Origin of the sequence: Thalassospira alkalitolerans, from assembly GCF_002115745.1 — a bacterium.
Classification (GTDB): domain Bacteria; phylum Pseudomonadota; class Alphaproteobacteria; order Rhodospirillales; family Thalassospiraceae; genus Thalassospira; species Thalassospira alkalitolerans.
Genome location: NZ_JFKB01000011.1, coordinates 132,755 through 152,091 on the forward strand (window position 1 = coordinate 132,755; position 19,337 = coordinate 152,091).

The following is a 19,337-nucleotide window of genomic DNA, read 5'->3' on the forward strand; positions in this document are numbered from 1 at the left end:
AAGAACACGCCCGGGACAGGATTGAAATACAACAAGACGGGACCGCCCGGGACAAACAGGACAGGCTTTTGGGAACCTTCCATCAGTATCCCAATGAAATCACGGAACTTCAAGCACCGTAATCCGGTTTCCCCCTCAGACCTCAGCCCCCCATCGCGCCAAGCGGGTCTACCCCGATCACATAGGGATGCGCCCAAAGGATCGCACCATAAAGCACGATCCCCAACATGACATCACGCCAGCCAAATGCCCCATGAACAATCCCGGCCAAGTCAAACCGCCGAGTCCCGGCAAGGATAGCCTTATATTCTGCTTCATCCATGTGTTTGGCGCGGATTTTCTCCATTCGGGCGAACCCGGCAATGGCAAAAATCACACTTCCGCCAAAGAACATAAAGGCGACCAGATCACCATTGGGCAGGATATGACCAAGCCCCCATAACATCATGCCCAAAAGCAACGGATGACGGGTGAAACGATTGATGCCGGGGTGGTCGAGGTCAAATCCAATTTTTCGACCAATCGACAGCGGACAGGGTTGAAGAATGGCTGCGGCCCACAAAATACAGGCAGGCAGCATAAAGGTTAGCGTCACGTGGCTTTGCCAGATTTCATAAGGCCACAGCGCGATAAAATCGGCATGTTGCACTTCGTAAATCACCCAACCCAACAGGAACAGAGACACCACCGAGAACGCTGCAATATAGGCCCGCGAACCGATCCTCGCCGTAATAGGCCGACGCAAAACACCGGGTATAATATGCCCCGCCATGAACACCACGACCGAGACGAAAAACCATGCCAAATGACGATCTCCCCTTTACATTATCGCGCTGTCATGCAAATTGCGCTCTCTTCGCGTGCAAGCGGCTCGGCTGGAAAAATGGCCAAGACCCTTGCGCCGCGTGACATTAGCGGATACCTCTGTATCCCTGTTTGACTTCGGATAATAAGCACCTGCCGGCGGATTTTCCACCGGGCAGACAAAGAAACACGGAATATACTCGAAATGAGCTGGACGCCGGAAAAGATTGAATTGCTGACCTCGCTCTGGAATCAGGGCTGGACCACGGCACGCATCGGTGAAGAACTGGGCGTGGGTAAAAATGCCGTCGTCGGCAAGGCGCACCGCCTTGGCCTGCCCAAGCGTCCGTCGCCGATCCAGCGTCGCACCGAAGATGGCGAAAGCACCAAAAAGGCGCCTGCCGCCAAAGTCCAAAGCAAGGGCATTAGCATCTATGATCTGGGTGCTGGAATGTGCCGCTGGCCTTTTGGTGATCCGGGCGATGACGACTTCCATTTCTGTGGCAAAAAAAATGTGCCCACCAAACCTTATTGCGACGAACATTGCGCAGCAGCTTATCTGAACGGCAAAAGCCCGCGCGAAGATGGTCCACGCAATGGTCCGCGTGGCCCCGGTGGCCAACGCGCCCCGATGCCATCCAAAAGATAGGCCCCTGTCTTGCAGGATGCCGGTCTTGTTTACGGATCAGGACGCATCGATACCGAATTGAAAAAGCCGCCCTCTTATGATGGGCGGCTTTTTCGCGTTCAAATCCGGCGAGTCCGGATCAGGACCTATTTCGATTGCAGGACATATTTGGCAAAACCAGTCTCGTCCTCGCCAACAAACCGGATTGTGTCTGGCGCGTTAAGTGCCGAGGATGCCTTTGGACTGGTTACGAACATCACATTGGATGCTTCACCGATCGGGGCCAGACGCCAATTGCCATCGGCCTTCGGATCGATTTCCTTAACATCAAGAATATAATTCGCAAGCACGGTGCGGTTTTCATCCGGTGCCTCGACAATGATCGTCGATCCGTCCAACGCCGGGAAATGCCCGCCGCCCCCGGCACGATAATTGTTGGTTGCGACAACGAATTTCTGATCCGCACGGATCGGTTTACCCTCGAAGCTCAGATTGACGATACGGTGGGCATCGGCATTGGCAACCTCGCCTTCCTTGCTGTAACGCGCGGGCTGGGTCACATCGATCTGATAGTCAACGCCATCGATGACATCGAAGTTATAGGTCGGAAAGTTCTCATTGATTAGTTGCTGTTCATCATCGCTTTTGGGATCAATCTGATTGAACTGGCCTGCCGACATTTCAAGCCATTCCCGCACCTGATCCCCATTCAAAAGAACCGCGCGCACCGTATTGGGATAGATATAAAGATCTGCCACGTTTTTAAGCGCGATCTGGCCTTTGGGAATATCGGTGAAATAATCCGGGCCGCCCCGGCCACCGGCCTTAAACGGAGCCCCGGCCGACAGGATCGGAATACCGTCATATTCTGATCCGGCAAGGATACGGTCCAGATACCATTTCTGGGCATTGGTCACGATCTGGATTGATGGATCGTCTGCCACCAGCGCAAAGAAACTGTTGATCGGGGCCGCTGTTGTGCCGACACCTTCACGCATATAAGCAATGGTCGCTTCGTGTTCTTCCTTGACCGCATTGATGACATCCGGGTCGGCATCGACCAGCGGGGTTACCTCGCGGCCTTGGCGCTGATAAATCGGACGCACATCCGAAAGACTGTCTGTGACGCTCCATTCCCCGGCATCATTGATCGACAATGTCAGGTCAATCACCCCCAAATGGCTGCCCCAGAAACCCGGCATGACGGCGGCAACACCATTGATCGTGCCCTTGCCAAGATCGACACCGTCAATATCGGCATAGGTATCGGATGGAAACACCGTATGAGAATGGCCAAACAGGATGGCATCAATGCCGTCAACCTGGCTCAGGTAATAGGTGGCATTTTCTTCCATGCCTTCGCGTGTCAATGTCGACAGGCCTGAATGCGGCACCGCAATCACGATATCAGCACCCTTCTCACGCATTTCCGGCACGTATTTCCTGGCCATCTCGACAATGTCTTTGGTGATAACCTTGCCTTCCAGATTGGCTTTGTCCCACTGCATGATTTGCGGCGGCACAAACCCGATCACACCGACTTTTGCCTTGTGTTTCTTGCCATCCGTATCGGTAAATTCCCGATCCAAAAGGACATAGGGCTGGAAATACGGTTTGTCATTTTCGGCATTGCCGTCACCGTCATCGGCAAAAATATTGGCACTGACATAGGGAAAATTGGCGCCCGATATGGCTTTGCCCAGAAAATCGAGGCCATAATTAAATTCGTGATTGCCAAGATTAGCCGCGTCATACCCCAGCAAATTCATCGCCTTGTAGACCGGATGCACATCCCCGTCTTTCAGACCGCGACGCTTGGCCATGTAATCGCCCAGCGGATTGCCCTGGATCAGGTCGCCATTATCGATAAAAACAATGTTTTCAGCCTCGCCGCGCGCAGTTTTCAAAAGCGTCGCCACCTTGGCCAAACCCACCGTATCGGACGTACTGTCACGATAATAATCGTAATTCACCAGATGGGTGTGAATATCGGTCGTCTCAAGAATACGAAGCGATACCGTGCTATCGGCCAATGCCGTGCCACTGACCAGCGCCAGTGACAACGATAACGACACCGATAATAGTGGCCCCGCAACAGCAGTCCTGATCGGGCGAAGATGCAACATGTGAATGATCCCTGTGAATGCGATGCGTAAAACCAACTCTATTACCAACAGTATTCTTGTTCTTTTGGCCACGTTTTGAAGATTTTGCGAAAATAACAAGGCAAAGACAAACGAAAACGCCCGCAACAATGTGCGGGCGTTTTCCAGATTAAAGTTCCGCGCCAGATTGGACGCAATTTTGCCTATTCGGCCGGTCGCAACATCGGTTGCGGTGATTTATATCCCATCACCACTTCATTCCCGGGTTCTGGATCATGTGGCACATTCAGCGCCAGGAACAGCGACACCACCGCCATCCCGGCACCGGCAAGGAAAACCGCCGACGGCGATATCAGCCACAACAAACCAAAGGCTGCCGGAATAAACACCGCCGCAATATGGTTGATCGTGAAACTGACCCCGGCGGTCGATGAAATATCGGCCGGTTCGGCGATTTTTTGGAAATAGGTTTTGATCGCAATCGCCATGGCAAAGAACAAATGGTCAATCACATAAAGGCCGCCCGCCACCTTGTCATTTTCAACAAAGGCATAGGACACGAAAATAATGAACAGCCCCGCATATTCAAATGTCAGCGCGCGGCGTTCACCCCACTTGGAAATCAAATGACCGATCTTTGGCGCCAGCACCATATTGATCGCATGGTTCAAAAGGTACAGCAGCGTGACAGTCCCCACGTCATAGCCGAACTTTTCCACCATCAGGAACCCGGCAAACACGGTAAAGATTTGGCGACGCGCACCGCTCATAAAGGTTAGCGCATAATAAAGCCAATAGCGTTTGCGCAGGATCAGCTTCTTGGTCTGCGGATGGGCATCGGAAAATTTCGGGAACGCCATCCATGCAACAACAGCAGCCAGGATCGTCAACGCCCCGCCAAACAAATAGACATAGCGATATTCAACATTGAAGATTTCCAGCATCACCCAAACGATGCCAAACATAATCAGTGACGAAAGCGATTTAGCTGATAACTGCCGCCCCATCACCAATGGGGTACGTTCCTTTTTCACCCATTGCAGCGATAAGGCCTGCTGCATGGTTTCAAAATAATGGAACCCGATCGACATCAGGACCGTCGTGCAATAAAGCCCAACCACGGTGGGGAAATACCCCGAAATCGCCACGCCAACACCCAGCACCAAAAGCGAAATCAGGGCAAAGGTCTGTTCGCGCAGGATCAGCAAAACGAAAATCGCGCTAAAGGCCATAAATCCCGGAATTTCACGCAGCGACTGCAGAATGCCGATCTCGCGGCCAGTGAAATCGGCCATCTCGATCGAGAAATTATTCAAAAGCGCCATCCAGGTCGAAAAGGATAGCGGCATGGCCGCAGCCATAAAAATCAACAGCACTTCCGGGTTGCGCCATCCCTTATGCGCAACAGGATTTCCGGAAAGATCTGGGTTGCCTGGCACCTCGATCGGGGCGGCGTGGGTACTTATTTCGGGTGGCAAATCCTTGGACATATCGTCTCCCCGCACGTTTTCGCAGCAATCGCAGCACGTGCATCTATTTATCTAACTTGAATTGCTTCAAACTAGCGTTGTCTTATTCGTCTGTCTTGCGATAATCTGCCATTATATACCGCAAAGTGGACACTTTGATGCGGGGGCATCATGTCATTGATCATGAACACCTTTGATGGCAAGCAGATCCATCACAACACCCGGCCCCGCCCGCGCGAATTGCCTCGCTCGGTCTATGTCCGCGTCAGTGATATGCCCGCCGGATATTACGTCACCACCCACAGTCACGACTGGAATCAATTGCTTTATGCGCTTGATGGCACAATGACCGTGGTGACAGAGGCCGGGATGTGGATTGTCCCGCCACAGCGTGCGGTCTGGGTGCCGCCCCATGTCGAACATGCCGTCACCTGTACGGGCTTTACCCGCGCCCGCCACCTTTATATCGGGCGCGATGTTGCGGTTGACCTGCCGGATCGTTGCATGGTGCTTGAAGTCAGTCCGCTTTTGCGCGAATTAATCCGGGCGGCGACCAAAATTCCGATTGAATATGATGAAGACGGCGCCGAGGGCCGCCTGATCCGCGTTATGCTGGATCAGCTCAAAGCGCCAAAGAACGATAATCTGCACCTGCCCGCCCCCAAAGATCCCCGCCTGGCGCGCATTTGTGAACAGTTACAGGCCGACCCGGCCGATAATCGTACTCTGGATGAATGGTCGCGTGCCTGCGGTGCATCCTCGCGCACGCTTGCCCGCCTGTTCCAACGCGAAACCGGCATGCCGTTTCGCGATTGGCGACAAAAATTACGTTTGTTATATGCGCTGGAAAAACTCGCCCATGACCGTCCGGTGACCGAAGTCGCCCTTGATCTTGGCTATGAAAGCACTTCGGCCTTCATCGCCATGTTCCGCAAAGCCACCGGAAAAACCCCCGGCAGCTATTTTCGCTAAACCACCGGCCCGACCAGATTGATCGACCAAACTGGCCCTTTCCCCCGTCCCCCAACGAAGAAAAGGGCCAGTTTTGCCCCAACAGCACCAGATACCCCATCTGGCCGTCGGTTCTATCAGGCCTGATATTCTCAAAACCCAAACGGATCGACCTTCACAAAGAGACCGCCATGCGGTGCCTTTGTGAAAAAGCGCCTAGTTCTTATGCGGATCATACCGCCGGACAACCGGACGTTCCGGTTTGCGGTCGCCATCCACATTGTCTTTGTATTTTTTGCTGGTATTCGGGCTGACCCGATTTGCAAGACGGCTTTCCGTGCAGATATTGTGAATTTCGATCATTTTTTCGGGCGACCATTTCAGATCATCGACATCCGTATCATTAGATGCCTTTACCTCCGGCGCCCCCATTTTGTCTTTGGCCGATTTATCAGCGAACTGCCCTTTTGAACGGGACGCTTCGATCAGACCTTCAAGAACAGGTTTGATCTCGATAACCGATTTGACAATCGAAATACTGTCACTTAACGCCTTGATGATCGTATTGGATTGATTTTCATAAAAATTGGTCTCGCTGTTATCAGCAAGATCATCGTCATCCGATGGCGAGACAAGCCCCAATGCCTGAAAACATTTCCAGGCAAAATAGTTCTCCTCGCCCCATCTGCGTGCCGGATTTATCCTTTGGCTATGCAGTCGGTGACCACCAATATAGTTAAAGTTCTGCTCTCCGCTCCGGCGTGCCGGATGGCTGCTATAGGTATGCATATTCTCCCCCAAAAGAGACAATGCAGATTAAAAATATTCCCAACTGATCAATTTTTTATTTCTGAAAACACTATTTTTACATGTGTTTTTCTTGATTGCATGCAACTTGAAATAATAACGAGAAAAAGCCCGTCCAGATATTCCGGACAGACTACAGGTTACTATCAGTAATAGAAAAAATCATTTTCAACACAGATACCTTCTATGTTTGTTCTGATAAATTTACGAACCTCAATTATAAAAATTCAAATCCCATTTATGAATTTTTATCGCTTCCCTATTCTACAGATTTTCATTAGTGTAATCTAATAATTTCATCAGCGATATACATACCGTCCAAATAATTTCACATTCCGTCCATATCCAGCCTGTTGATAGATAAGGACAATTAAAATCGTGCCTGAACAAAGCAATCATTCGTTCTTCACAGTCAATGATCTGCCAATGTCAAAACGCTATGACGTCTGGCAGGACAGTATCGATTGCATTTTTCAGGTCGACGCCCTTCCCGAAGTGCGCAAGGAAGAATTCACCGCCAGCCTTGATGCCCATCTTGTCGGCTCCATGATGCTGGCCCGCACGATAAGCAAGCATCAGTTCTGGTCGCGCACGGCATCAAACATCGCAGCCGACGGCATGGATCATTATATGGTCCAGTTCTACTATGATGGCGGGATGGCAAGTGATGATGGCAAGAACGGTACGGAAATAGAAAGCGGTGGCCTGCTTGTTCAGGACCTCACCCAAGTCGCCTCGGCGACAACAAGTGATTTTGACAATCTGGTACTGGTTCTGCCGCGCCCGATTTTGGAAAACAAGCTGATCCTGCCCGAAGACCACAATATGCGATTTCTCAGCACCAAAGACCCGATGGTTCGAATTCTTGCCGATCAGCTTGTTTCGATTAAGAAAAATGCATCCTCGGTCACGGTCGAACAATCCTCTATTCTTGAAACCGTCATTTCAGAAATGCTGTCTTGCTGTCTGAATACGGCAATGGGCGAAAATAGCGAAACACGCCAACAGCGCAAAAACGTCCAAACCATGGTGGCGATCCGCCGTTATTTCCGCAAAAACTTCTCATCACCTGATCTTAATCCTGCCCGCGCGGCCCAGGATCTTGGCCTTTCCCGGTCGCGGCTTTATACCCTGATGGAAGACCATGGCGGGGTACACAGCTATGTCCGCAACCTCCGGCTCCGTCATGCCCTGTCGATTTTGTCCAACCCGGCAACGCAGCATCGACCACTCTATGACATTGCCCTTGAATGTGGCTTTGCCAGTGACAGCAGCTTCATCCGGGCGTTCCGCGAAAAATTCGATATGACCCCCGGCGATGTCCGGCAAGGCGCACTTCCGGCGAACAAATCCGCCCCCCACACAAGCCCAAGCATCGACACACGCTATGAAAATTGGCTGAACACGTTGTAACACCAATCCCAACAGGGAATGATGAAAAAATCTCAGTATTTCATGGCGATTATTCCGGCTAATGCTTAGGCGCAGGATATCAATCCTGTAACAAGCAGGAACCATTGGAATGAACAGTGTTTGGTCAGGGATCGGATTGCGGCTTGCCGCTACCGGCCTTTTTGCTGTGATGAGTTTATTTGTCCGCCTCGCCTCCTTCGAGGCTCCGGTCGGGCAGATCATGTTTTGGCGAAGCTCGGTCGCGCTGATCCCCATTGTGCTGTATCTGATGTGGCGTCGCCAATTCCCCCGCGGCTTGCGCACGGCCCGCCCGTTTGGCCACCTTAAACGCAGCACATTCGGCTTGGTATCGATGTTCTTTTCATTCCTGTCACTGGCCTATCTGCCGCTTGCGCTTGCCACTGCCCTTGGTTTTCTGGCCCCGCTTCTGGTCTTGCCCGTGGCGATGATCATGCTGCGCGAACGGCCAGGCATCGCCGTTTTCACAGCGACCTTCGCCGGGTTTGCCGGTGTCGCCCTGATGTTATGGCCGACCTTGTCGACACCGGGCATTGATACAGGGGTTCTGATCGGCATCGGTGCGGGGCTGACGATGGCGGTCACCACCGCCTTTGCCAAGGTTCAGATCAAAGCCCTGACCAGCACGGAATCTGCCGGCACTATTGCATTCTATTTTGCACTGGTCTGTTCGATTGGTGGCTTATTGACCCTGCCGCTGGGGTGGGCTGATCCATCCCCCGAAACTCTGATGTGGCTGATCGGTGCCGGATTGACCGGCGGATTTGCCCATATTTTTATGACCGAAGCCCTGGCCCGCGCCCCGGCATCCACCCTGTCAGCCTTTGAATATACCGCCATGATCTGGGCGCTATTACTTGATGTGACAGTCTTTAGCCTGCTGCCCGAACCGGTCAGTCTGGTCGGTGCCTTCCTGATTGTGCTCGCTGCGGCTGTGGTGATGTTTGGTGAAAAGATCGGCGTTCCCGTCCCCCAACCCGATCTGGCTGCCATTCCTGCCAAGCAGGCCGAATAGCCAAGATCACAGATCGTAATTCACAGGATATCAGCAACCACCCAACCTTGCCCGCAAGCAGGCACCAGCCCGAATTGGCCGCATTTTAACCGAGCAGGCCGGATCACCCCCCATCGGTTAAGCCACCGAGGAACCTTCGCGCAATTTAGTCATCGCATACAGCGCCAGATTGGTCGGGGTGGCAATGCCAAGCTCGGCCCCTTTGCGCACGATATAACCGTTCAGGTAATCAATCTCGCTTGGCTTGCCGCGTGCCAAATCCTGTGCGGTGGATGAATATTGCCCCGGCATGGTATCGACGATCTTTTCAATCGCGCCCCAAACATCACCAGGCACCGTCACACCACAACCCGCCGCAACCGCCATGCATTCATCCACGGCATTGCGCATGACTTCCCAAATACCGTCACTCTGAACCAGTTCGCCATAAGGCTTCTGCGCAATCGCCGAAAGCGCGTTATAGGCACAATTCAGGATCATCTTGGCCCAAAGCGCGCCCTGGGCATTATCGGAAATCTCGACCGGGATATGCGCCGGGCGCAATGTTTTGGCCACCGCGTCGCTTTGATCGGAACGGCCAATCACCAATTCGCCGCGCCCATGATGTTTGACATGGCCTGGGCCTTCCATGCTGGTGGCGACATAAACCACCGTCGGGATAACCGGCTGGCCGATTACCGCCGAAAGCCGTTCGGCATTATCAACCCCGTTCTGAAGGCTCATCACAATCGTGTCCTTGCCCAGGAACGGTTTCATCTGCGCCCCGGCATCTGCGGTATCTGTTGATTTAACGCAGAACAAAACAAGCCCCGCACCGGCAATCGCGCGGGCATCGGTATCGGCTTTCATTTCAATAAACGACTTTGTTGATTGAAATTCGAATAAAAGGCCGTCCCTGTTGACAGCATCAACATGGCCCGGCCGCCCGATCAAGGTTACCTCATGCCCGGCACGTGCAAGCATCGCCCCGTAATAGCACCCAACGGCACCGGCCCCCATCACCGCAATTTTCATCTTTGCCTGTCCTGATTTGTCGTTTTGGTTTTCACATCAATGTCGAATGATTGATGGCATACCAAAAGATAATCAACGACAACTCTGTCGCAGATCAAGACCTTACGATTGAAAAATCAGAAAAAACCAACCCGCCATCTGGCCCGGGCGATGTTTGGCCCCTAATCGCGGGGTCGCACAACCGATATATGATCGGCTTTCCAGCCGCCCGGCCAGACTTCCGCATCACCGGACCGCAACCCGCGGATCACAGCGGTTGGCACATCCTTGGCCAACAGCAACGGGCCATCGCCGCCATCATCGAAATCCGCTGGGACATGGCCAAAAATACCAGTATGGCCAAGCTGCGGCTCGCACGGGGTATAGACCGAACAGCCAGAATAATTTTTCGGATTTTGCGTGGTATTGATTGCCGTCCCCGTCGTGCCACAGACCGCAACCGTACACATCAATTCAACGGCACGCGCCTTGGCACAGCTAAACACACGGTGATATCCTGATGGGGTCACCGTCATCGACGGCACCAGCAACACATCGATATCAAGCGGTGCCAGCAGGCACGAAAGTGCCGGCATTTCGATATCAAGACAGATCAGCACAGCAATCCGCAATCCGCGCCAGTCAAACACGGTGAATTCTTTACCCGGCGTCAGGTTCCAATTATCAGGTTCGCGTTCCCCCGGCGTCAGGGACAGCTTATCCTGAATGATCCGTTCCCCTTCGGGGGTAAAGAGCATCGCAGCGTTTGTTTGGCCAAGGCCCGGCTTTTGCGCCTCAACATGCCAAGGCATGCTGCCCGCAACCAGCACCATATCGTGCTTTGTCGCAAGCAATGCCGCAAGATCACACGCGATCAGCGCATGATCAGCCATCCATGCCATTTCCTGATCGGGGCGCAAACCATCGGGTTTAAACGCCAACCATTGTTCGCAGGCATATTCGGGCATGACAAAAATATCCGCACCGCGTGCTTCGGCCATTTTGCGATCCACATGATCGGCCCAGCCTTGCATATCATTGATTGGTACACCAAGATTGGTCGCCCACATGGCAATCGAAACGGTTTCACGGTCCAGAATATCGGTCGTCATATCATCGCATCCTGTTGGTGGGGATGCCCGCGCCTGCGGCACCCCATGCGTTATCAGGGTCAGAACCCAATATGCGACCGGACAGGCCAAAACCCATCCGATCGCACCAGTATTCTATGGCACAAAATGCCCTAGTTCTTAAGCTTGGTCCAAACCCGGTTGCGCAAATCACGCGCCTTGGCTGAACAGTTTTGTCCGGCAACCAGCAAGCTGGCATACTCATCTGGCATATTCACGGCCGGATCGGTTTTAAGCGATTCATCCATGAATTCACCGGCCCCTTTGATGCCATTCATATAACCGGCATAATTCGATGCCGCCGCCGCATTTTCCGGCTGCATCATCCAATTGATAAAGGTCTTGGCATTTTCAAAGTCCGGCGCACCTTTCGGCACGACGAAATGATCCGACCAATATGTCAGGCCTTCTTTCGGATAGACATAAACCGCCTCGGGGATGCTGGCTTTGGTACGATGCGCGGCACCGTTCCATTGCATATGCATCTGCACTTCGCGTGCGGACATCCGGTCAATCGTGCCTTCCGAACTGTAAACCGCAACAAACGGCTTCTGCTTAAGCAGAACATCCAGAACTTTCTGCGCCTCGGCAGGATCTTCAGTACATTTCGGAATACCGATATAATACGACGCCGCATTATACATTTCGACTTCGTCGTTCAGCGCGCCGATCTTGCCGCGGAATTCTTCACGTGGCTCAAAAAATTCTTTCCAGCTTTGTTCAAGCTTGGCATCGGTTGCCGCACCGTCATAGGTAAAACCGGTGGTGCCCCAAAGATAAGTGACCGAATATTTCCGCTCCGGATCGTATTTCAAAGTATCATGCGGCTTGGCGACATTTTTGAAATTCGCAAGGCTTTTGGCATCAAATTCGGTCGCCAGCCCATCCTTGATCATGGTGTCGACCATGTAATCCGATGCGACAACAATGTCGTATCCCGATGCCCCGGCCTGCAATTTCGCCAACATGGTTTCATTGGAATCATAAACATCCAATGTCACCTTGATGCCGGTATCTGCTTCAAACTTTTCCATCAGTTCCGGCGGAAAATAGTTCGACCAGTTATACAAAAACAGGCTTTCATCGGCCTTCGCCGACCCAACAGACAATACAGCAAGAGCCGAAGCTCCCAAAAGTACAGAACGTATGTTCATCCTAAGACTCCCTGTTATGGACGGAATTTTGTTAATTATCTGGCGACCGTACCGTCCGCAAGACGGCCGCCCTTAAATCAAAATCAGTACCGAATACGATCAATCAAGAACGACACACTGACAAACAGGATCGACACCAGAAGCATCAGCGCCGACACGGCATTGACTTCCGGGGTAATGCCCATGCGGATCATGCCAAAAATATAGATCGGCAATGTTGTCGCACCGGCACCGCCAACGAAATAGGAAATGACGAAATCATCCAGCGAAATGATGAAGGATAACATCGCACCAGACATGATGCCCGGCCACAAAAGCGGCAAGGTCACCCGACGGAACGCTTTCCATTCGTTGGCATAAAGATCGTGCGCGGCCTCGGTCAATGACGGGTCCATACCCTCAAGCCGGGCCCGGATCGGCAAATAGGCAAACGGGATGCAAAATACCGTATGGGCGACGATCACACTTAGCAGTCCCAGTTTGACACCCAAGGCGACAAAGAACAGCAAGGTCGCAACTGCGGTAACGATTTCCGGCACCAAAAGCGGCAAGGCCAGCATCGCTGCAACCCCGGCTTCACCGCGAAAACGATTACCCGACGACATCCCGAGGGCGGCAAGCGTCGCGGCAAGGGTGGCAATAACCGTTGCCGAAACCGCAATGATCAATGAATTGCCGGCCGCGCGCAGCATGTCGTCATTGCCAAGCGCAACCAGATACCAATCGGTGGTAAACCCGGTCCAGATTGTTGCCAGTCGGTTTTCGTTAAACGACAACGCAATCAAAACCACAATCGGCAGATACAGATAGGCAAAGAACATCATCGCAGCCGATGTCACACCGCGAAAACGCCAAAGCGGATTGGAGGTATCAACCTTCATGACTTATCCTCCGGCAATGATTTGAATTTCAGCGAATAGGCCACCATTGAAAGCAACACCACGGCCAGCAAGACGAAACCAAGTCCCGCGCCAAACGGCCAGTTACGCGCCGATCCAAACTGACTGCCGATCAGATTGGCAATCATATTGAATTTGCCACCACCCAAAAGTTCGGGCGTGACATAGGCCCCAAGACAAGGAACGAAAACCAGAATACACCCGGCTGCAATCCCCGGTGCCGCCAATGGCAGGATGACCCGCATCATCGCCCGGCGCTTGTCAGCCCCCAAATCAAATGCGGCCTCGATCAAGCGATGATCAAGTTTTTCCAGGCTGGCATAGATCGGCAAAACCATGAATGGCAGATAGGTATAAGTCAGCCCGATCGACACCGCATAGGGCGTATACAAGATATCAAGCCCGCCGGTTTCCCATCCAAAGAAGCCAAGCAGATTGTCGACCAAACCACCATTGCGCAGCAACAATATCCAGGCATAGTTGCGCACTAAAATATTGGTCCAGAACGGAATGGTGACCAGAAATATCAAAAAGTTCCGTCGGCTTTGGGCCTGGGTCGAAATATAGAACGCCGTCGGAAAACCCAGTATCAGGGCAAAGGTCATGGTCATTGCCGAAAGGCCAAATGACCGGGCAAACACCTGAAGATAATCTGTATTGATCATCAGATTATCCATCAGGTCGCGTTCAAAGATGAAATTGCGATAGGCATCAAACGAAAAGACGCCCCAATTCACCCCACCATATTCACCGCGCTCAAGCACCGACACATAGGCCATCTGAAGCAGCGGTATCGCCATAAAGAAAGCAATATAGACCACCGCCGGGGCGACAAGCCAAAATCTTTTACTGCGAACAAGGTTTCTCATGATCAGTCCACCAGAACCCGGGCCGCATCCGATGGAATGCAAACCGATACGCTTTCGCCTTCGCTGAAATGGCCTGTAACGCCATTGGCATTTTGCACACGAACACTCAGCAATGGCTGCCCATCGCCCAGATGGATGCGATATGCTGTATCGGTTCCGATATAGACTTTATTGGCAACAACCCCCTTAAGGCGGTCAGTGCCCTGTTCGGACTCATGGCCAAGGCTAAGCCGTTCGGGACGAATGGAAACTGTCACTTTGCCGAGCTTGCCCGTGCTGCTTTCTTGGGCAAGCACCACCTCGCCGACGCCCTCTACCCGCAAGGACCATGCACCGTCTGCCGATGAAAAGATCTCCCCGCTCAGGAAATTACTTTCACCAATAAAGTCGGCAACAAACCGGTGTGTTGGCCGTTCATAAATCTCTTCTGGCGCCCCGATCTGTAAAATATGCCCTGCCTGCATCACGGCAATTCGATCGGACATGGCCAAGGCTTCTTCCTGATCATGGGTCACAAAAACAAATGTGATGCCGGTCTCGGTTTGCAGCCGTTTCAGCTCAACCTGCATTTCCTTGCGCAATTTAAGATCCAGCGCCGAAAGCGGTTCATCAAGCAACAGAACCTTTGGGGCCGGTGCAAGCGCCCGTGCCAGGGCAATCCTTTGCTGTTGCCCACCTGAAAGCTGGCTTGGAACCCGGTCGCCATATTGCGCAAGCTGTACAAGTTCAAGCATCTCGTCCGCGCGGGCGTTTGCCTTCTTGCGGTCAATCCCCTTCATCTCAAGGCCAAACGTAATGTTTTGCCGGACAGTTAAATGGGGAAACAGGGCGTATGACTGAAATACCGTATTGATCGGCCGCTTGTAGGGCGGCAAATCCTGAAGCGCTTCTCCCTCAAGCAGGATTTCGCCCGCTGTTGCCTGCTCGAAACCACCAATCAACCGCAAAAGGGTCGTTTTGCCGCAGCCCGACGGGCCAAGCATGGTGAAGAATTCGTTCTGCAAGATATCAACTGAGACATCATCAAGCGCCTTTACAACGCCAGCACCATTCCCGAAAGACTTACTGACGGACCGCGCAGAAACAACAACTTCTGACATATTTACCCCTGATTAGATTTTCTAAAAATCATACAGGAAGGCGGAAGCCTTGCAACGGCGTGACGCGTCAACCAACGCAAACACAAGATATTCCGCACTTTCTGACAAAAACCGGAATTCAAACTGCTGAATCTGCAAACAAGGATGGCTAAAACGCAAAAAACTGCCTGCTAATTTTTGTCGAAAATTGTTGAACCGAGCAGATATTCAACCAAAAATCGCAAAAATCAGCCCATTATTTGATCAAATAATTCCGATGGCGCGCAGTTGTGCAATCTGTTCGTCACTCAGTTTAACGGTCTCGCGCAGGACTTCTTCGCTGTGCTGTCCCAGCATCGGGGGCGCTGTTTCATCCATGATCGGTGTCTTGGAAAACTTGATCGGATTGGCAACCGTTGGCACCTTGCCCGCGGTCGGATGATCAAGATATCGCACTGTATCACGATGCTTTACCTGTGGATTGTCAAACACACGATCAAGGGTATTAATCGGACCACACGGCACATTGGCCGTTTCCAGAATGGCAATCCAGTCATCGGTCGCTTTCATCACCATCGCCTGACGGATCAATGGCACCAGCGTTTCACGATGAGCAACCCGCGACCGGTTGGTGGCATACCGTTCATCATCTGCCAGATGATCAATCCCGGCCACGGCACAGAAACTTTTGAACTGGCTATCATTGCCCACGGCCAGAATGATGTAACCATCCGCCGTCGGAAAGGCTTCATACGGCACGATATTAGGATGCGCATTGCCCAAACGCCCCGGTGCTTTGCCCGTCGTCAGGAAATTCATCCCCTGATTGGCAAGGATCGCGGTCTGCACATCCAACAAGGCCAGATCGATATACTGGCCTTCCCCGGTTGCATCACGATGACGAACGGCGGCCAAAATGCCAACGGCGGCATAAAGCCCGGTAAAGATATCAACAACGGCCACACCAACCTTCATCGGCTGTCCGCCCGTGTCCTGATCCGGGGCACCGGTAACACTCATCAAGCCGCCCATTGCCTGGATCATAAAATCATAACCCGGCCGATCCTTATACGGGCCATCCTGCCCGAACCCGGTGATCGAACAATAAACGATCCCCGGATTAATCGCGCAAAGCGATGTGTAATCCAGACCGTATTTGGCCAAGCCACCGACTTTGAAATTTTCAAGCACGACATCGCATTTTGCCGCCAGTTGGCGGATGACGTCCTGCCCCTCGGGCTTGGTAATATCGATGGTCAGTGATTTTTTGCCACGATTGGCCGACAGGTAATAGGCCGCTTCGCTGGTATCATTGCCCGCACTATCCTTGGCATAGGGAGGCCCCCAGCCCCGCGTATCATCGCCAGCACCGGGACGTTCGATCTTGATCACTTCGGCCCCCATATCGGCCAAAGTCTGACTGGCCCATGGCCCCGCCAAAACACGTGAAAGATCAAGAACACGAAGTCCGGTAAGCGCGCCGCCCATGATCATATCCTGCAATGCATCGTAAAAAGAACAAGGGCGGCAACCATATGGCGCCGCCCCGTATTTCCGCAATCAGCCTTCGGTGGTGAAGGCCTGAATACCGGTCTGTGCCCGGCCAAGGATCAGCGCATGAACGTCATGCGTACCTTCATAGGTATTGACCGCTTCAAGGTTCATCGCGTGACGGATGACATGGAATTCATCGGAAATGCCGTTGCCGCCGTGCATGTCTCGCGCTACACGGGCAATATCCAATGCCTTGCCACAGTTATTACGCTTCATCAGCGAAATCGCCTCGGGGGCAGCTTTTTCGGCGTCAAGCAAACGGCCCAACTGAAGCGCGCCCTGCAAACCAAGGGTAATCTCGGTCTGCATATTCGCCAGTTTCAACTGGATCAGCTGATTGGCGGCCAACGGACGACCGAACTGTTTGCGATCAAGGGTATATTGACGCGCCGCATGCCAACAGAATTCAGCCGCGCCCATCGCACCCCATGCAATGCCATAGCGTGCCTTGTTCAGGCAACCGAACGGACCGCCAAGGCCCTTGGCATTTGGCAACATGTTCTCAGCCGGGACAAAAACATTGTCCATAACGATCTCGCCGGTGATCGACGCACGCAGCGAAAACTTGCCTTCGATCTTCGGTGCGCTCAGGCCTTTCATCCCTTTTTCAAGAATGAAACCACGGATGACACCTTCATCATCCTTGGCCCAGACGACAAACACGTCGGCAATCGGGCTGTTGGTGATCCACATTTTCGCCCCCGACAGGGTGAAACCACCATCGGCCTTGCGGGCACGGGTGATCATGCCCCCCGGATCGGAACCGTGATCCGGCTCGGTCAGACCAAAACAGCCAACCCATTCGCCGGTCGCCAGTTTCGGCAGGTACTTCTGGCGCTGTTCTTCGCTGCCATAGGCAAAGATCGGGTGCATAACAAGCGAGCTTTGCACCGACATTGCCGACCGATAACCGCTATCGACACGTTCAACTTCGCGCGCCACCAGACCATAGGCCACATGGTTGACACCCGGTCCGCCGTATTCCTCGGGGATGGTCGGGCCCAACAGGCCAAGTTCGCCCATTTCGGTCATGATTTCGCGATGAAAAATCTCGTTCCGATTGGCTTCAAGAACGCGGGGCTGCAGGTTACCCTGACAATAGGCGCGCGCCGCGTCACGGATCATGCGTTCTTCTTCGCTCAACTGATCTTCAATCAGGAGCGGGTCTTCCCAGTGAAAAGATGCGCGGCTTGCCATTAACCTGGTCCCTTATGCAAATTTTGAAACAAAGCAGGGACGGCGCCATAGAAGGGCGAGATGACGCCATCCCTGAAAGCTCAGTCGCTTCTGGACCAAAGCTAGGGATTGGCAGCGACGCTTGCAAATGATAAATCCGATATAGTTTATGCAAAAAAATCATGAACTATTGTTTTTCGCATGAAGCAAAACAAGAACAAGCAGGTTTTGTCATGAGCCGCCGCATCCCCAGCCTCAAGGCGCTAAGTTGTTTTGAACAGACCGCGCGCTTTGGCAGTGCATCCCGCGCCGCCGAGGAACTCTATCTGACGCAAAGTGCCGTCAGCCGACAGATCAAGTCGCTGGAAGACTGGCTGGGATGCAAACTGTTTGCCCGGGAAAAGCAACGTCTGATCCTGACCGCACAGGGGGAAAGCTATCTTCAGGCAATCCGCCCCGCACTGGATCAACTTGAAACCGCAACGCTTACCTTCCTGTCCGGCGGGGCCGAGGGCGGGGTTCTGACCATTGCCGCCCCGCCGACCTTTGGCTCGCGCTGCCTGATCCCGCTTTTGCCCGATTTTCGCGGCAATCATCCCGACATCGTGATTAATTTCATTTCGCGCATCGGTATCCCCGATTTCGAACGCGAACAAATCGATATTGCGGTTCTGTTTGGCGATGGCAGATGGCCGGGACTGGATGCCCATTTATTGCACGGCGAAGAAATGGTCCCGATCTGTAGTCCCAGACTGATCGAAACCCTCGATTATTCACCTACATCTAATAATCTGCGTGATTATTCACTTTTACACATAGCAACCCGGCCGCGCGGATGGACCGATTGGCTATCGGCAAGCGGCCTTACCGGCATCGATGGCGAGAACGGACCAAAGTTCGAACATTTCACCATGGCCATGCAAGCCGCCATCGCCGGACTTGGCGTCGCATTGCTGCCAACCTTTGCCATCGAGGATGAATTGGCCAACGGGCGCATCGTCGCCCCGTTCGGCCCGCCGCGCGCCAGCCCGTTTGACTATTACGCCACCTGCCCGACCGGCCGATCCCGCAATCCTAAAATCCGGGCTTTCATGACCTGGCTGGATCAACGCAAAAAGCCGCACGAATAAGAGCAGCCAACCACCACCCCGCAAAGATCAACAAGCTGCTTGCAGCAGGCAGCAGATGGTAATTGTTGTTGTTGTTTGAGGGAAGGCCGCAACGGGTGGTAAACGACAATCCGCCACTAGAGCGTTTCATGATTTGTCAGAAT

Annotated in this window: 17 protein-coding genes; 5 read left to right on the forward strand and 12 right to left on the reverse strand. The window is 52.9% G+C overall.

Annotated elements, in window-relative coordinates:
• Nucleotides 1–142 precede the first annotated feature (142 nt).
• Nucleotides 143–805: an NnrU family protein gene (locus tag TALK_RS16100; protein ID WP_085620166.1), complete on the reverse strand. Its 663-nt coding sequence runs from the start codon at nucleotides 803–805 to the stop codon at nucleotides 143–145.
• 204 nt (nucleotides 806–1,009) lie between these two features.
• Here TALK_RS16100 and TALK_RS16105 point away from each other — a divergent pair, with 204 nt between their 5' ends.
• On the forward strand, nucleotides 1,010–1,453 hold the full coding sequence (locus tag TALK_RS16105; RefSeq protein ID WP_085620167.1) for a GcrA family cell cycle regulator: 444 nt from the start codon (nucleotides 1,010–1,012) through the stop codon (nucleotides 1,451–1,453).
• A gap of 125 nt (nucleotides 1,454–1,578) precedes the next feature.
• Here the strand turns inward: TALK_RS16105 and TALK_RS16110 are convergent, their stop codons facing one another.
• The gene (locus tag TALK_RS16110; protein WP_085620168.1) at nucleotides 1,579–3,558 is read right to left on the reverse strand and encodes a bifunctional 2',3'-cyclic-nucleotide 2'-phosphodiesterase/3'-nucleotidase; all 1,980 of its coding nucleotides are present in this window, start codon (nucleotides 3,556–3,558) and stop codon (nucleotides 1,579–1,581) included.
• 182 nt (nucleotides 3,559–3,740) lie between these two features.
• Entirely contained in the window at nucleotides 3,741–5,027 is a 1,287-nt protein-coding gene (locus TALK_RS16115; protein ID WP_139833859.1) for an MFS transporter, read from the reverse strand.
• 150 nt (nucleotides 5,028–5,177) lie between these two features.
• Between TALK_RS16115 and TALK_RS16120 the strand changes: the two genes are divergently transcribed.
• Nucleotides 5,178–5,978 carry an AraC family transcriptional regulator gene (locus tag TALK_RS16120; RefSeq protein ID WP_085620169.1) on the forward strand — a complete coding sequence of 267 codons (801 nt, stop codon included), beginning with the start codon at nucleotides 5,178–5,180 and terminating at the stop codon, nucleotides 5,976–5,978.
• A 195-nt stretch (nucleotides 5,979–6,173) separates the two neighbouring features.
• On the opposite strand, the gene TALK_RS16125 is transcribed toward TALK_RS16120, so the two are convergent.
• Complete coding sequence (locus TALK_RS16125) at nucleotides 6,174–6,746, reverse strand: hypothetical protein (RefSeq protein WP_139833860.1); 573 nt, start codon at nucleotides 6,744–6,746, stop codon at nucleotides 6,174–6,176.
• 396 nt (nucleotides 6,747–7,142) lie between these two features.
• Here TALK_RS16125 and TALK_RS16130 point away from each other — a divergent pair, with 396 nt between their 5' ends.
• Nucleotides 7,143–8,177, forward strand: coding sequence for an AraC family transcriptional regulator (locus TALK_RS16130; RefSeq protein WP_085620171.1), 1,035 nt, complete (start codon nucleotides 7,143–7,145; stop codon nucleotides 8,175–8,177).
• A gap of 109 nt (nucleotides 8,178–8,286) precedes the next feature.
• Nucleotides 8,287–9,210 (forward strand): DMT family transporter, encoded by a 924-nt coding sequence (locus tag TALK_RS16135; protein ID WP_085620172.1) that lies wholly within the window; start codon nucleotides 8,287–8,289, stop codon nucleotides 9,208–9,210.
• 117 nt (nucleotides 9,211–9,327) lie between these two features.
• On the opposite strand, the gene TALK_RS16140 is transcribed toward TALK_RS16135, so the two are convergent.
• From TALK_RS16140 to TALK_RS16175, 8 genes are all read right to left on the reverse strand, one after another.
• Nucleotides 9,328–10,224 carry a ketopantoate reductase family protein gene (locus TALK_RS16140; RefSeq protein ID WP_085620173.1) on the reverse strand — a complete coding sequence of 299 codons (897 nt, stop codon included), beginning with the start codon at nucleotides 10,222–10,224 and terminating at the stop codon, nucleotides 9,328–9,330.
• A 161-nt stretch (nucleotides 10,225–10,385) separates the two neighbouring features.
• Nucleotides 10,386–11,315, reverse strand: a complete 930-nt coding sequence (locus TALK_RS16145; protein ID WP_085620174.1) for a nitrilase-related carbon-nitrogen hydrolase — start codon at nucleotides 11,313–11,315, stop codon at nucleotides 10,386–10,388.
• Between the two features lie 131 nt (nucleotides 11,316–11,446).
• Nucleotides 11,447–12,487 (reverse strand): extracellular solute-binding protein, encoded by a 1,041-nt coding sequence (locus tag TALK_RS16150; protein WP_085620175.1) that lies wholly within the window; start codon nucleotides 12,485–12,487, stop codon nucleotides 11,447–11,449.
• 83 nt (nucleotides 12,488–12,570) lie between these two features.
• The gene (locus TALK_RS16155; RefSeq protein WP_085620176.1) at nucleotides 12,571–13,368 is read right to left on the reverse strand and encodes an ABC transporter permease; all 798 of its coding nucleotides are present in this window, start codon (nucleotides 13,366–13,368) and stop codon (nucleotides 12,571–12,573) included.
• Nucleotides 13,365–14,255, reverse strand: coding sequence for an ABC transporter permease (locus TALK_RS16160; protein ID WP_085620177.1), 891 nt, complete (start codon nucleotides 14,253–14,255; stop codon nucleotides 13,365–13,367). Before TALK_RS16160 ends, TALK_RS16155 begins: the two co-directional genes overlap by 4 nt.
• A gap of 2 nt (nucleotides 14,256–14,257) precedes the next feature.
• Nucleotides 14,258–15,355 carry an ABC transporter ATP-binding protein gene (locus TALK_RS16165; RefSeq protein WP_085620178.1) on the reverse strand — a complete coding sequence of 366 codons (1,098 nt, stop codon included), beginning with the start codon at nucleotides 15,353–15,355 and terminating at the stop codon, nucleotides 14,258–14,260.
• Between the two features lie 243 nt (nucleotides 15,356–15,598).
• The gene (locus TALK_RS16170; RefSeq protein ID WP_085620179.1) at nucleotides 15,599–16,822 is read right to left on the reverse strand and encodes a CaiB/BaiF CoA transferase family protein; all 1,224 of its coding nucleotides are present in this window, start codon (nucleotides 16,820–16,822) and stop codon (nucleotides 15,599–15,601) included.
• 72 nt (nucleotides 16,823–16,894) lie between these two features.
• The gene (locus tag TALK_RS16175; RefSeq protein ID WP_085620180.1) at nucleotides 16,895–18,085 is read right to left on the reverse strand and encodes an acyl-CoA dehydrogenase; all 1,191 of its coding nucleotides are present in this window, start codon (nucleotides 18,083–18,085) and stop codon (nucleotides 16,895–16,897) included.
• A 212-nt stretch (nucleotides 18,086–18,297) separates the two neighbouring features.
• On the opposite strand from TALK_RS16175, the gene gcvA reads away from it, so the two are divergent.
• Nucleotides 18,298–19,194, forward strand: a complete 897-nt coding sequence (gene gcvA, locus TALK_RS16180) for a transcriptional regulator GcvA (protein ID WP_085620195.1) — start codon at nucleotides 18,298–18,300, stop codon at nucleotides 19,192–19,194.
• Nucleotides 19,195–19,337 lie beyond the last annotated feature (143 nt).